General features: G+C 66.6%; 15 protein-coding genes. 3 read left to right on the plus strand and 12 right to left on the minus strand.

Annotated features, from left to right (window positions below; genetic code table 11):
* Positions 1-62: 62 nt before the first annotated feature.
* A complete protein-coding gene (locus ACZ2HM_RS03820; protein ID WP_017502704.1) occupies positions 63-482 on the minus strand; it encodes a CopG family ribbon-helix-helix protein in 420 nt (139 codons plus the stop codon).
* Positions 479-2,509: a conjugal transfer protein TraG gene (locus tag ACZ2HM_RS03825; RefSeq protein ID WP_017502705.1), complete on the minus strand. Its 2,031-nt coding sequence runs from the start codon at positions 2,507-2,509 to the stop codon at positions 479-481. The genes ACZ2HM_RS03820 and ACZ2HM_RS03825 overlap by 4 nt, the downstream gene beginning before the upstream one ends.
* Positions 2,510-2,750: 241 nt before the next feature.
* Here ACZ2HM_RS03825 and ACZ2HM_RS03830 point away from each other — a divergent pair, with 241 nt between their 5' ends.
* Genes ACZ2HM_RS03830 through ACZ2HM_RS03840 form a run of 3 tightly spaced genes read left to right on the plus strand, consistent with a single transcriptional unit; the run spans position 2,751 to position 6,280 of the window.
* Positions 2,751-3,275 carry a MerR family transcriptional regulator gene (locus tag ACZ2HM_RS03830; RefSeq protein WP_017502706.1) on the plus strand — a complete coding sequence of 175 codons (525 nt, stop codon included), beginning with the start codon at positions 2,751-2,753 and terminating at the stop codon, positions 3,273-3,275.
* The gene (locus tag ACZ2HM_RS03835; protein ID WP_017502707.1) at positions 3,272-5,779 is read left to right on the plus strand and encodes an HsdM family class I SAM-dependent methyltransferase; all 2,508 of its coding nucleotides are present in this window, start codon (positions 3,272-3,274) and stop codon (positions 5,777-5,779) included. Before ACZ2HM_RS03830 ends, ACZ2HM_RS03835 begins: the two co-directional genes overlap by 4 nt.
* A 3-nt stretch (positions 5,780-5,782) precedes the next feature.
* A complete protein-coding gene (locus ACZ2HM_RS03840; RefSeq protein WP_017502708.1) occupies positions 5,783-6,280 on the plus strand; it encodes a PIN domain-containing protein in 498 nt (165 codons plus the stop codon).
* 48 nt (positions 6,281-6,328) lie between these two features.
* Here the strand turns inward: ACZ2HM_RS03840 and ACZ2HM_RS03845 are convergent, their stop codons facing one another.
* The 10 genes from ACZ2HM_RS03845 to ACZ2HM_RS03890 all read right to left on the minus strand — a co-directional run bounded on the left by ACZ2HM_RS03845 (position 6,329) and on the right by ACZ2HM_RS03890 (position 13,782).
* On the minus strand, positions 6,329-8,059 hold the full coding sequence (locus tag ACZ2HM_RS03845) for a relaxase/mobilization nuclease domain-containing protein (RefSeq protein WP_026109512.1): 1,731 nt from the start codon (positions 8,057-8,059) through the stop codon (positions 6,329-6,331).
* Positions 8,060-8,318: 259 nt separating this feature from the next.
* A complete protein-coding gene (locus ACZ2HM_RS03850) occupies positions 8,319-9,221 on the minus strand; it encodes a lytic transglycosylase domain-containing protein (RefSeq protein WP_026109513.1) in 903 nt (300 codons plus the stop codon).
* A 3-nt stretch (positions 9,222-9,224) separates the two neighbouring features.
* The gene (locus ACZ2HM_RS03855; RefSeq protein WP_017502711.1) at positions 9,225-9,557 is read right to left on the minus strand and encodes a DUF736 domain-containing protein; all 333 of its coding nucleotides are present in this window, start codon (positions 9,555-9,557) and stop codon (positions 9,225-9,227) included.
* A complete protein-coding gene (locus ACZ2HM_RS03860) occupies positions 9,538-10,116 on the minus strand; it encodes a S26 family signal peptidase (RefSeq protein WP_017502712.1) in 579 nt (192 codons plus the stop codon). The genes ACZ2HM_RS03855 and ACZ2HM_RS03860 overlap by 20 nt, the downstream gene beginning before the upstream one ends.
* Entirely contained in the window at positions 10,113-10,634 is a 522-nt protein-coding gene (locus ACZ2HM_RS03865) for a DUF2840 domain-containing protein (RefSeq protein ID WP_017502713.1), read from the minus strand. Before ACZ2HM_RS03865 ends, ACZ2HM_RS03860 begins: the two co-directional genes overlap by 4 nt.
* Before the next feature lie 271 nt (positions 10,635-10,905).
* Positions 10,906-11,799 carry a replication initiator protein A gene (locus ACZ2HM_RS03870; protein WP_017502714.1) on the minus strand — a complete coding sequence of 298 codons (894 nt, stop codon included), beginning with the start codon at positions 11,797-11,799 and terminating at the stop codon, positions 10,906-10,908.
* A 6-nt stretch (positions 11,800-11,805) separates the two neighbouring features.
* Positions 11,806-12,072 carry a helix-turn-helix transcriptional regulator gene (locus ACZ2HM_RS03875; RefSeq protein WP_017502715.1) on the minus strand — a complete coding sequence of 89 codons (267 nt, stop codon included), beginning with the start codon at positions 12,070-12,072 and terminating at the stop codon, positions 11,806-11,808.
* A 120-nt stretch (positions 12,073-12,192) separates the two neighbouring features.
* The gene (locus ACZ2HM_RS03880; protein WP_017502716.1) at positions 12,193-12,969 is read right to left on the minus strand and encodes a DUF2285 domain-containing protein; all 777 of its coding nucleotides are present in this window, start codon (positions 12,967-12,969) and stop codon (positions 12,193-12,195) included.
* Between the two features lie 158 nt (positions 12,970-13,127).
* The gene (locus ACZ2HM_RS03885) at positions 13,128-13,391 is read right to left on the minus strand and encodes a hypothetical protein (protein WP_017502717.1); all 264 of its coding nucleotides are present in this window, start codon (positions 13,389-13,391) and stop codon (positions 13,128-13,130) included.
* 139 nt (positions 13,392-13,530) lie between these two features.
* On the minus strand, positions 13,531-13,782 hold the full coding sequence (locus ACZ2HM_RS03890) for a helix-turn-helix domain-containing protein (RefSeq protein WP_017502718.1): 252 nt from the start codon (positions 13,780-13,782) through the stop codon (positions 13,531-13,533).
* Between the last annotated feature and the right edge of the window lie 147 nt (positions 13,783-13,929).

Consider the following 13,929-nt stretch of genomic DNA (forward strand, 5'->3'; position numbering starts at 1 on the left):
TTCAATAAGTAAATGTGGTCGTCGTAGTCTGGCGTAGAGATACAAGAACTGGCGTAGTCAGCTCATTCTTCTTGGAGCGGAAAGTCCTCGCCAATTTCTTGCCTGACCTTCGAACCCTTCGCGAGTCGGCGGCCGAGCGCATCCATGAAGGCGTCGTAGCGGTCGCCGCCCTGGCGACGCATCGCGGCCCGCTCGCTCTCGGGCGGCGGCGGAGTGTTCGACAGCCAGAAGCGCACGAACAGCGCGATCATCTCGACACCGATCCCCGTGTCGCGCTCCAGCCGGGTGATGCGGCGGTCCAGCTTGTCGAGACGCTTGGCGATGGCGGCCTCGCGCTGCTCGTCGGCGTCGGGCGACAGGAAGGATGCGATGGCCGCCTCGGCGATCAGCGACCGGGACTTGTCCCTGCGGTCGGCATAGGCGGCGAGCGCGCGCATCAGCTCGGGGTCAAGATAGACCGACAGCGGCGTCTTGGTGCTCATAGCTCGATGCCGTCCTCGGGATCGAGCGACGCCTGCCGGGCCACGCGCTGCATCTGGCGGCGCACCGTCGCCTGCCGCGCCGCATCGCTATCGGGGTCCGGCTCGTCCAGCTCGAACTCGTTGGCGGGCGCGGGCCGGGGCGTCGGCGCGATGTCGATGTGGGGCTCCAGCGCCGGCTCGCGGCGCAGGTCCCCGTTCGCGGCATCGTCCTCAGCACCCGCCTTCTTGGCGGCCTTTTTCTTCATCGGCTTCTTGGGCGATTCATGCTCGATCGGCTCGGGCATCGGCGGCGCCTCGATCGGCGCCAGGCCGCTCCAGTCGTCGGGGCGCGGCGGGCCGCCTCCGACATTCATGTCAGGCGGCGACATCACCCGCTGCGTGAACCGCCGGTCCTTGAAGTAGCGGGCCTTCTTTGCCCGGATCGGCGGGATGCCCGCGACCATGACGATCTCGTCGTCGGGCGGTAGCTGCATGATCTCGCCGGGGGTGAGGAGTTGGCGGGCGGTCTCAGAGCGCGACACCATCAAATGCCCGAGCCAGGGCGAAAGCCGGTGGCCGGCGTAGTTCTTCATCGCCCGCATCTCGGTCGCGGTGCCGAGCGCGTCCGAGATGCGCTTGGCGGTGCGCTCGTCGTTGGTGGCGAAGCTCACGCGCACATGGCAATTGTCGAGGATCGCGTTGTTCGGCCCGTAAGCCTTCTCGATCTGGTTGAGGCTCTGGGCGATGAGGAAGCTCTGGATGCCGTAGCCGGCCATGAACGCCAGCGCGCTCTCGAAGAAGTCGAGTCGGCCGAGCGCCGGAAACTCGTCGAGCATCAACAGCAGCCGGTGGCGCGATTGCCGCGCCTTCAGGTCCTCAGTGAGCCGGCGCCCGATCTGGTTGAGGATGAGGCGAATGAGCGGCTTGGTGCGTGAGATGTCGCTGGGCGGCACGACGAGGTAGAGCGTGACCGGCAGCTCGCCCTCGACCAGATCCTTGATGCGCCATTCGCAGGTGCGCGTGACCTGCGCGACGACGGGATCGCGATAGAGGCCGAGGAACGACATGGCGGTCGAGAGCACGCCCGATCGCTCGTTGGCCGATTTGTTGAGCAGCTCGCGCGCGGCCGAGGCGACGACGGGATGGACGCCGGCCTCCCCCAAATGCGGCGTCGTCATCATCGCCCATAGCGTGCTCTCGATCGGGCGGCGGGGATCGGACAGGAAGGCGGCGACGCCCGCCAGCGTCTTGTCGGCCTCGGCGTAGAGGACATGGAGGATCGTGCCGACCAGTAGGGCATGGGAGGTCTTCTCCCAGTGGTTGCGCTTCTCCAGCGAACCTTCCGGGTCCACCAGCACGTCGGCGACGTTCTGCACGTCGCGCACTTCCCAGGCGCCCTTGCGGATTTCGAGCAGGGGGTTGTAGGCGGCCGACGCGCCGTTGGTCGGATCGAACAGCAGCACCCGCGCGTGCCGGGCGCGAAAGCCGGCGGTGAGCTGCCAATTCTCGCCCTTGATGTCATGCACGATCGCCGAGCCCGGCCAGGTGAGCAGCGTCGGCACGACCAGGCCGACGCCCTTGCCGCTCCGGGTCGGCGCGAAGCACAGCACATGCTCGGGGCCGTCGTGGCGCAGGTAGTCGCGCCCGAGCCGACCGAGCATGACGCCGCTGTCGCCCAGCAGCCCAGCGGCGGCGATCTCCCCGCGCGTCGCCCAGCGCGCCGAGCCATAGGTCTCGGCGTTCTTCAGCTCGCGCGCACGCCAGACCGACATGCCGATGGCGACGACGATCGCGGCGAACCCGCCCGACACAGCGATGAACGCGCCGGTCTGGAATATCTCCGGCGCGTAGGCGTCAAACGAAAACCACCACCAGAAGAAGGCCGGCGGCGGATAGATCGGCCAGTCGCCGAGCATGAACCAGGGCGCCCCAAGCTGGGGCTGATAGGCGAGCGCTGCGGCCGTCCATTGCGTCGCGGCCCAAATGGCTGCGAGCACGATCAGGAAGACCGTGAAGACCTGACCCCAAAGGATTTTGGTTGCCGACATGGCACCGAGGTCGATGCGTACCGGACATCAAATCAAGTCACTGTTATTGTTGAGGGAAGTCTAGCGTAGAAATACAGGGAGTAGCGTAGTTTAGTCTGCTATGTTTTCGACGGTGATCGATTGAACGGTCCCGTATGTCGCGCGCTATCAGAGCGGACAGATCGAGAACAAGGTGCTTTACCAACCAGAATGGGTATGATACCCGATCCAAGTTCGGGCATCATACCCGAACCGGAGAAAAATGGTGCGTCTAATCGGATCGCGGGATGTCCTGAAGCTGACCGGGCTTTCGGCTGATCAGCTGCGCGAATGGACCGTGCGGCGCAGGCTCATTCATCCGGACGTCCCGGCATCACGCCAGGGTCAGCAGGCTCAATTCGGCTGGCAGACAGTGCTGTTGCTCCGGCTCGCCGTCGTTATGCGCAGCCGGTTCCATGTCGAACTCCAAGTCCATCGCGACCTGCTGCTTCGCGCACGCGAGCTATTGAACGGCCGGTCCTTTCCGGGCCTGTGGAACCACCGGCTCGTTATCTTTGGACTCGATAGCTGTGCGCTGCTCGGTGGTAGCGATCCGTTGCCGGCCGACCAGGATGCAATCCTGCTTCGGCTCAACGCCCATCTTGAGGCGCTGTCGCAGGGCTTCGGCGTCTCCGAGCCGATCGCGCAACTCCCTCTCTTTCCGGCGGTGGGATTGCGCCGAAGCGAAGCGCCGGCTGACGCAGAGGGCGGCATCATGCTGCGCACTGCCGAAGGTGACGCGGCGTGACCGCGCTCGCCAGAATCGAAGCGGGACTGCGTGCGATCGGCTATCGACCGGAATCGCTCATCCACGACTATAGCTTCGCCGATGTGCTGTCGGAGGCGGGCGAGGAACAGTGCGTCGCACTTGCCGCGTTCACACAAGTTCCCGAATCCTATCGCTCGGCCGCCTTTGGCGTGATTACCGGCACGCACGATGCGGACGCCGTGCTACGCCGCCGGGCGCTCGGTGCGCCGATCTTGTTCTCGATCAGCCCTGAAGATGTCGGGGTCTGGCGGGTCGGCGCGGAAGGCAAGCCACGTCTGAGCGAACGGGTTCCGCTCGACCAGCTGGACGCGCTGTTCGAGCGCAATGCCGACAATTGGAACCCACACGCGGTTCACCGCGCCAAGTCGCTGGCCCAGACCCAGACGGCCTATCAGCTCGACTTCGTCGATCTGGGACTGATGCCGGCGATCGAACATGAGATCGAAGTGAAGCTCGATCGGCTGCTCGGCGAAGTCATTGCCCAACTGCTGTCCGGGATCGACGATCCGCAACGCGAAGAAGCGGTTTTCCGCACCACCTTCAGGCTCCTTGCCGCCAAAATCCTGATCGATCGCCAGCATCCTGACGCGACATCATGGACCCATGCGCCGGTGCGCGATGTGCTCGCCGGCATCGAGACCTATTATCATCTCGATCATATGCTGCGGCCCGCGGTCGATGCCCTTCCGTCGTCGGCCGTGGAGACTGCATGGACGACGCTTCGCGGCGCCATCACCTTCCGGAACATTTCGTCGGACAGTTTGGCATTCGTTTACGAAAACACGCTGGTGACGGCTGACACGCGCAAACGCTTCGGCACGCACTCTACCCCCAGACAAGTGGCTGAATATGTCGTTGGCCAACTCGATCTCGGCCGCTTCGATCTTGAGGACATAACGATCTACGAGCCGTTCGCTGGCGCGGGTATGTTCCTCGTCGCGGCACTGCGGCACCTGCGCGATCAGCTTCCCGATACGCTCACCGGCGAGGAGCGGCACGCTTTTCTCGTCAAGCGGATCAGCGGTGCGGAACTCGACAGCTTCGCCTGTGAAGTCGCGACGCTATCGCTGATCCTTGCTGATTACCCCAACGCAAATGGCTGGAAAATCGCATCCAAGGACTTGTTCGAGAAAGACGCGCTTCGAGCAGATGCCGCTGGCAAGCGCATCGTCCTGTGCAACCCACCCTGGGAGGACTTCGACAGCGAAGAGCGCCAGCGCTATCCCGAGATGGCGGCAAAGTCGTTCTCGAAGCCGATGGCGGTGCTGCGGACGCTCATCGAAGCCAAGCCCCAAGCGCTGGGTTTCGTTTTGCCGCAAGGCTTTCTCCGCCAGAAGCAATATGGCGAACTGCGCCAGCTGCTCGCTGACACATATGACCGGATCGAGCTGACATCGCTTCCTGACCGCATCTTTCAGCGTGCCGGGCTGGAGGCGGCCGTGATCATCGCCACCGGCCAGCGCGACGCTGATGCGAAGAATCTTCCGAGCCAGTTGCGCTCCGTCGAAGTCACCGACCGAGGCCGTCCGGATTTTCTCATGACGGGTAAGGTCACCACCGAGCGCCGCCGCACCAAGCTGGTATGTTCGGGGGACCTTTGGATTGGTGCGCTCGACGAGGTCTGGGAATATCTGGCGGACTATCCCGTGCTTGGTGGTCAAGCCGAAGTTCATCGCGGCCTTCAGTGGATCAGCCAGTCTGCCGGCTGGAGCGCAGTTCCTCGGGAGGGCTTTGCCAGAGGAATTTTCAAGCCCGCGGACTCGCTTCTTCAATTTAGTATCACCACGACCGGCTTCGTCGATATGCGCGAGGAATCCGCATATCGGTTCGGTCCACTCACGCGCGCCTGGGACAAACCCAAAATACTGGTCAACGTGGCGCGCCGGTCGCGTGGCCCCTGGCGGCTGGATGGCGCGCTAGACGCGAGCGGGCTCGTGCCGTCGCAGGCGTTCTTTGGCATCTGGCCGACCACATCAGACCTGCCAGTGGAAGCGATCGAAGCGCTGATCAACAGCCCGCTGGCGAGCGCCTTCGTCCTCGAGCGGGCCTCGAACCAGCATCTCACCAATGTTGTTATGAAGCAGCTGCCGTTGCCAAAGCGGGGCGCGCTTGGTGACGTGGTCGCCGCAGTGTGGCGCTACCGCGACGCGCTTGGCGCCGCCGCAGCCCATGCGCTACGCACGCCCGAGATCGACGAGCGGTTGGAAGGGTTGCTGATCGATATCGACGCGCAGCTCTTGAAGGCCTTCGATCTGCCTCCTCGTCTGGAGCGACGATTGCTCGAAGCGTTTCGTGGACATGAAGCTGAACGGCGTGTCGCACATACCTTCAAGGGCTGGTTCCCAGAGGACTTTACCGCCTACCTCCCGCTGCACGAATATGTCGGCCCGCTGCTACGCGAAAACACTGGCGCCTGGGCGCTCGAAGTCTTCACGCCGGCACCGGAGCACGAGGTTGAGCGGCTCAGGCGCTACGTCCAGTAGCGGATGGACACCTATCTGCTCGATACGAACCTTGTGTCCGTGCTCTATGACGCGCGGAGGCCCAATCATATCGCCGTCCGCCAGGCAGTCGCCGACTTACCGGCGCAAGCCGCGCAGCTCGTATCGGTAGTAACGGTCGGCGAGCTCAGGTTCGGGTTAGCGCTCGCGCGCGCCGCAAGCCAGCCGCTCACGCACATTGAAGCGTGCCTCGTCAGCACCGAGGCACACCCGTTGGCCGAAGTCACACGGCACACGGCAGATGCCTTCGCGACCGTTAAATCGAGCGTCGCGCTGGCGCGGATCGACATCAGGCGCCGTATTCCACGCTGGGTCGAGGCCTGGACCGATCGTGTGAGCGGCCAGCTTCTGCAGATCGATGAGAATGATCTCTGGATTGCGGCACAAGCGCTTGAACGAAACTATGTCGTCGTCACCTCCGACCGGGATTTCACTCAAGTGATTGCGCCGGTGGTTCCGGACCTTCGCGTTCTTCTCGTCTGAGCGACTCCTTCTTTTGCTTCAGCTCGCTCTCGGCCCCAAACCCTTCCGCTAAAGGCCCAGCCCTCGGCCGCGCCCGAACGACCAATCTACCCCGCCGCCCGTACGCATGACGCCGGAGATGTGCTTGCCGATCTGGCGGTCGAGCGAGGGCGACCAGGGCACGAGCTGGAAGCTCAGGCCATTGTCGATCATGGCGAAGCGCCCCGAGGCGAGCGTGATCCGCTGGCGCACCGTGCCCGCGACATACTCCCCGGCCTTGGACGGCGCGTGCGGCTGGCCGATCTCGGCCGACAAGTCCTTGGCGGCCGCGTCCAGCTCGCGGCGGCGGAGCGTGTCGAGCAGGTTGCGCGCGAAGATGATCCGCTGTCCCTGCCGCCGCGCGAGCCCCTCGTCGGCGAGATGCTCGGCGCGGGCCTCCATCGCGGCGCGCACTTCGGTCCCGAACCCGCCGCCGAGATCATGGCCGTCGCCTGACAGGTTGCGCCGGTCGAGCCAGGTCGCACCCGGCGCGCGGACCTGCGCCTCAAGGTCCATGTCGGAGCGCACGGCCAGCGCCACCCGCTGCCGGCCTTTCCGGTCCTCGAAGCGGCGCAGCTCGACGATCGCGCCGGGCCGGCAATCGCCGGTCGCCTCGATGTCGGGAAGCTGGACATGGTGGGTGCGGCCGTCGATCCCGTCCACGATCGCATAGGCTTTGCCGGTCAGCTCGTCATGCAGGCCGCGATCGACCAGCCGGCCGATAACGGGCTGAGCGGGATCGGCGTCGAGGACATAGCTGCCGGCGCCCCGGTCGATGCCGCGGTCGCTCATCGCCTTGTGCATTCGCTTGATGATGTCGTCGCGCTCGCCGAGTTCGCGCAGCGCCGCCTGGGCATCGCCGGCCAACGTCCACTGGCCGGGCGCGATCTCGCTGGCGAGGCCGAGCCGCTCCAGCTTGCGCAGCCGTCCCATCCTCAGCACATGGTCGCCGTCCGGCCGGACGCTGGGCTCGGGCGCCATGTCGATCAGGCCGTTGCGCTGCATGGTCCGCGACAGGTCGCGGTCGATCTCGGTCCAGCGCTCGGCTTCGATCTGCCGCTCCAGCGATTGCCGGATTTCAAGGTCGGTGCGCGGGCCGAGTTCTTGGGTGACGATCTCGCGCGCCTGCGCCCGCATCCCTTCGCGGATATAGTCGCGCGAGATGATGAGGTTCTGCCCGTCCTCGCCGACGCCCCGCACTATGATGTGGATGTGGGGATTGTCGGTGTTCCAGTGCTCGACGGCCCGCCAGTCCAGGCGGGTGCCGAGATCCTTTTCCATGCGGGTCATCAGCTCGCGGGTGAAACCCTTGAGGTCGCGCATCTGCTCGGCATCCTCGGGCGAGACGATGAACCGGAAATGATGCCGGTCGTCCTCGCAGCGGGCGGCGAACTCGTTGCGGTCGAGGCCGTCTGCGTCGGCGCCGAACAGCACGCCCCGCTCGCCGTCGCGGGTGACGCCATCGCGTTGCAGGTAGTTGAGATGAGCCGCGAGCGAGGCGCGGCCGCCATGCCGGACCACGCGCGCCTTGACGATGACCTGGCGCGATCGGTGGCCGAGCCGATGGGTCGCGCGGACGCTCGCCACGCGGCCCCGACCGAAGGTCGAGCGGCCCGGCGCGACGATCTGGCCGCGGCGCGAGACATGGCCGCCGGCCCGCTGCGCGGCGGCGAGCGCTTGGACGATGATCGGCAGCGCCCGCTGGCTACCGCGCGAGCGGATACGGCCTGGCCGGAGGCGGAAATCGTCGTCGCGGCTCATGCCGGGACAGGCCGCAATGTGCGGCAAACCCTGCGCGCTGCTGGTTTCCAGCCAGCGCCGCACAGTGCGGGATTTCCGCACACATTGCGCAGCAATGCCCGAAAGCCTTGAGAATCAAGGCCACAACCGAGGCGCAGGGGCTCCGCACATTGCCGCCCTTTATCTTGCCCTCGACCTTCCCCCTTCAGAAAGACAGCCCTGCTCCCTTCCGGCGCTGCGAAAGCCTGCGCCGAAACCCGCCAGAGCGCGCGAAAGCCGCTCACGGCGGAGGCCGCCCGGAAAGCGGGACGAACAGGCCGTTGGAGGGAGACGCGGCATCGGCCATGACAAGCCCGGCGCGGTCGTCGGCCGGCCCTTCCGGCGGCACCTGGGATACCGTGCGATCGGCGGATCGCGGCGCAGGCGAAACCGCGCCCGGCCGCACCGCGAACAGCGCAGCGCGGCGCCAAGCGAAGGGATCGGGCAGCGGCGCGGCGGCAAGCCGAGTGTCGTCCGAACCACCGGTGATCGACGCCAGCTTTGCGAGATAGGCGCGGGTCTCGACGGGCAGCGGACGACCGCGCGACAGATATTCGTCGTAGCGGCCCGGCCCCGCGTTATAGGCTGCCAGCATCGCCGTCGCGTTGCCGTAGCGGTCGTGCATCGCGCGCAGATAGGCCGCGCCCGCCATGATGTTGTCGCGCACGTCGTAGGGGTCAGCCCCAAGCCCATAGCGTGCGCGCAGGCTGGCCCATGTCGCGGGCATGATCTGCATCAGGCCCATCGCTCCGGCCGACGAAACGGCGCGGACATCGCCGTTGCTCTCGACGCGCATGACCGCCCATATCCAGCGTTCGGGGATTCCGAAGCGCCCTGCTGCGTCGGCGACATGGGCGGCATAGGGATGGCGCGCGGCCGCTCTCTCGGCGGGCGCGTCCTGCGCCCGCGCGGCGACGGGCGCAGCGCTCGGTGCGAGCAGCAGCAGGACCGCGAGCAAGGCGGCCGACACGCCCCGGCTCCGCCGCCAGCCTGCCAGCGTGCTCGCTCCGGTAAAGGGTGCGCGCGAAGCGCCGGCCGAGGGCCGCCCTTGACCTTCGCTGCGCGCGCCGGCCGGCCTGCGACCGAGCGGGACGGAGGGATGAGGCGGTCTTTCCGCGAACAGAGGGATGATCGGGGAAGGCACTGATCAGCTCCGATCGTCGCGGGGCCGGGGGCGTTTCCACGACAGCCTGAACGTCCGTCCATCATCATCGGCACGGAACAGCACCGGCCGGAACGCCGCCGGGAACAGCGGGCTGTCGATCTCCAACGCGATATAGTCGCCGGCACGTTCGCCGACCCGTTTCCACGCGCCGCCGACCTCGGGGCCATCCTCGTCGTCGAGGTGGACGCGGTAGTCGGGCGCATTTTCGGCGTCGCTCGGATCGAGCGCGACAAGCACGATCGCCTCGTTGATACCGAATAGTCGGACGCGGCCGGCATAGCCGTCGGCGGTGGATTCAAAGATATTGGTTTGCATGGCCGATCTCCTTGGCTTCGGGGGTGGAAGGCGATGGGGACGGCGCGCGCAGATAGAGCGGCGTCGCGCGTCCGATGACGGCGGAAGCCGGCAGCGGGCCGAAGTAGCGGCCGTCCAGACTGTCGGGATGGGCGGGATTGAGCAGCAGCAGCTCGCCCGATCGCAGCGTGCGGCACCCCTGCCAGACCGGAAGCGGACGGCCCTGGCCATCACGCGCGCGGGCGATGGCGACGCGCCGGCCATCGACGCTCACCGCATCGCCGATCCGGCATGTCCGCTGCCCGGCTTTAGCCGCGACATGCTTCAAGAGCGGCACACCCTCGGGCAGATAGCCGCGCGTCGAAAGCCAATGCGCCAGCCGTTCGGGCGGCGCGACGGCGACCAGCGCGCCGATGGCGGGATCGCGGTCGGGATGGATGCGGTAGAGGCCGATGGGCGCGCTGGCGCTGGCGTTCCAGATGGCGCGCGGGAGCGGATTGGCGACGGCGATAGCGACGAACGCCGCGGCGAAGGCGGATGCGGCGATGGCCGTCGCCATGACGTAGCGGCGGCGTGTCATCCCTCGATCTCCCGGCGCTTGAGCCAGGCGTGATGGCGCTCGATCGTGTAGAGGCGCGACGGCTGGCCGACGGCGATGCGGTTGTGGACGTGGCGCCAATGGTCGGCCGCCGCGTCGCAGGGATCGACGCCGGCCGCCTCCACCGCGTCGATCGCCGCGAGCACTTGTTGGACCTTGGGCCAGCCTTCGATCTTGAGCAGGATGTCCCCGCCCGGCCGCACGAACGGCAACGTCGTGTAGGCTTCGTTGGCCGCGACCGCGCGCACCACGTCGATGCGCGAGACGATCGTGCCGAAGTCGTTCGACGCCCAGCGGACGAAGGCGAAGACGGCGCCCGGTCGGAAGCCGACCACGCGGGTTCGGCGGGTCAGGATGCGGTCCTGGGCGACGCGGCCGAAGCGTATCCAGTGCTCCAGCTTCTTCTCGATCCAGGTCAGCTCGACATGGGTGAGGCCGTCGCGGGCGAGCGCGCTGAACGCGCCGCCGCCGCGCACGGCGGGGGGCTGATCGTCGATCATGGGAGGTCTCCGGGGATGAGGCTCGCGACGGGGGCGGTGCGAGGGCGGCGACCTGGCCGCTGCGCGAGCGTCGAGCCGGCGAGCAAGGCCGCGCTGTCCACAGCCGCGCGCGCCGTTAGCAAGAATCCGAAGGATTCTTTTCTATTAGCACCGTTAGAAGTGGTGCGATTCCGCGAGGATTTCTGCGGGTTTGCGAGGCCCGCGCGTTCTCGAAAGTCCGTGTCCGGCGTTCTTGATCGTCCGAATCCGGCTGTTCCCGATAGTCCGAACCTCATGGCCAGTTCTCCACAGGCTTGAGGCCGACGCGGCGCATGGCGGCGTCGAACGGATCGACGGGGACGGGAGCGAAGTTCAGCCGGTCGCGGCCGAGCGCATGTTCGAGCGTGAGGACGTAGCCGGGGAGCGGCTGGCGCGCGACGATGGCGCGCAGCTCGAACGCGAACCGGCGCAGCGGCGAGAGCACGCCGGATTTGAGGTAAAGGTGCGGAACGTCGAAGCTCCAGCCGCCGCTCTGCCGTCCGCCATGCTTGCGCACGATGCGGTAGAGCCAGCGTTCGAGGCCGCCCGTCAGGTCGAAATAGGCGCGGTCGATGGTCAGCACGAGCGCGCGGTCGAGCACGCCGGCATAGAACCAATCGGGCAGGATCAGCTCGATCCCGAGCGCACGGCCGTTGCCGTCCGCCAGCTCGCGCCATTCGTTGATCCACGAGAAACGATGGCGGCGGCGCTGGTGCTGCTGCCGGATCGAGGTGGCGACGGTGGTGGATTGCAGGCGGTCGAGCGCGGCCTTCAGCCGCTCGTAGCTCGCCTTGCCGGTGCCGCGCCGGGTGAACGCCAGTATCTCGTGCGGCGTCGTCACCATAAGGCGCGAGGTCGGCCGTCCGGCGTCGCGCGCCTCGATGAGCTGGCTCGCCGCCCATATCAGCACGTCGGCGTCCCAAATAGTCGCCATGCCATGCTCGGGCACGGCCTCGACCGAGATCCACGTCGCGCCCATGCGGAAGTCGATGGGCGCGGTGCGGCGGGATTTGGCGAGGCTGAAGAACGGCCAGGCCATCAAGTCCTGCGCGTCGCGGGCCGCAAGGTCGCCGGGGACCGAGCGGAACAGCTCAAGCTGCGTGCGCTCGGCGCTGGACCGGCCGGAGAGGGAGCGTGCAGTGGGCATCGGCGCTCAGCGGCGCACGCAATCGGTGGGGAGGCGCTTGGCGGGATAGACGACGCCGTTGCCCGGATCGGAGGTCGAGCGGCGGGTGCCGAGCGCGGCCCAGGAGTCGAGGTCGTCGATCGCATAGACGATCCGGCCGCCGAGCCTGCGGAACACCGGGCCGGTGCCGTAGCAGCGGTGCTTCTCCAGCGTGCGGGCCGAGAGACCGAGATGGATCGCCGCGTCGGGCGTCTTGAGATAGCGTGGCGTTGTGGCGGCGACAGGCTCGGCCATGATGATCCTCCTGATGATGGCCGGCCCCGAAAAAGGGGTCCGGCGGACAGGAGGTGATCCTGGCGAAATGACCCCGGCGCGGAGAAGGGACAGCGCCGAGGGGAGCGGCAATGTCCCCTGTCAGCCGCCGCGCAGCAGGCGGAGATAGCCGCCGTCCCGCAGCTCGACGGCTTCGGCCAGCCAGCGGCGGACGCGCTTGCGCTCCTTGCTTTCAACCCATTCGGCGGCGCTGTAGCGGCGGACCCTGCGATGGATCAGCGAGGCGGCCAGCTCGCGTTGAGTGGCGCCTGCCTGGTGGCCGTCGAGCACTTGCAGCAAGGTGACGAGGTGCAGGCGCCGGAAGGGCGGCGGGCGCCACGCTGGCGGGCCGGCCGCCATGCCGTTGAGGCGGCGGCACAGGCGCTCGACCGACGCGAGGCGTGCGAAGGGGTTAGGTCCGATCGGCAGCATCACGGCCATCGGTCCGTGACACGGACCGCACATGCAAAGATGCTCGTCGCCATCGGGATCGGCGAGGATGATATGAAGGAAGTCGCCCATCCTGATCCGCGCGCGAACGTCGCCGAGCGCTCGCATGTCGAGAGGTTGCGCGCCGATTCCGGCAAGCGCGGGCGCGAGGACGATGCTGGCCGGCGACAGGTCTGGGCGCGCGACCGCCAGCTTGCGGTCGAAGGCCGAGCCGGGGGCGGCGTGGTAGCTGATGCCCCAGCGCTGCACGAGGTTGGCGGTCGCATTGTCGGCGGAGATCGTGCCGCGTTTCACGCGGCCGAGCGCACGGCGGTAGTCGGAGCGATAGCGCACGTTGCGGCTGAGATAGCCGATGGCGATATCCGAATATTGCAGCGCGTCGTCCCCGGCCTCGTCCGGGGGCGCGCGCCAGTCCTTCTCAGGCGGCATCGAGACCCTCCCAAGCATGGCCCTCTGCGGAGCGCGTTGGAAGATTTTCTCAGTCGCGGGGGCATGGAGAAGCCCTGCCGAATGGGTGGGCGCATAGCCGATTCAAGTCAGCGATTTGGCCTGATTTCTGCGCTTTTGCGATGCTGACAGAATGGTCGTTATGAGCCAGATGGACGTAGATAATGGCGATATCCGGTCTCAGACATCCATCTCGCGCGCGCAAGATGGGAGTCGTAGACCAACTGGGCGCGTTCGGGTTCCCTCTCCGGGTCAATCCCGAAAATGATCCGCACGGCCTCGCGCCAATCGGCTTTTTCCGCTGCCGCGTCTAACAGTCGCCAGTAGGTGCGGTGATGGCGTTCGTCATACTCGGTGACGTGCGGCGCATCAGGCGCGCTGTCCTCGAAAGCAGTTATGGCCATTGCCTCGCTTCGCTTTCAGCAATTGCTCCCTGCGCCCGCAGATTGGCAGGCTATACACCATAATGGACCGAAGCAATTACACTGTCTTCGCTATGGCGGCACGATGCTGAGAGCATAATAAAGCGAACATCGACGCCCATTACTTCCTCGATTTCTCTGCCGCGCCGCGCACCAGCATGACGCCTTCGCCGCGTTCCGAATCAAGGAAGACGATGCCTGCGTCCTCCAGCGCCTTGACCACCTGATGGCGGGTATCTTCGCGCACGGGCAGGTTATTCTCGGATTCGAGACGTTTGAGCGCAGTCAACGCAACAAGGGCCTCGTCGGCAAGCATCTCCTGGGTCCAATTGAGAAGCGCGCGAGCGGCCCGCACCTGGCGGGAAGTGATCATACGCGATCACGTTCACGAGGCCGGGCCTATGCGCCATGAAAACGACTATTATAGTCGCCTTGGTATAAGGGGAACCGACAAACGCGAGCCGAGCGAACGTCCGGCGAGCGCGCCTTTTCCAGCGGCCGCGCGGACCATCGGGCCGCG

This window comes from Sphingobium sp. KKT206, assembly GCF_055640555.1.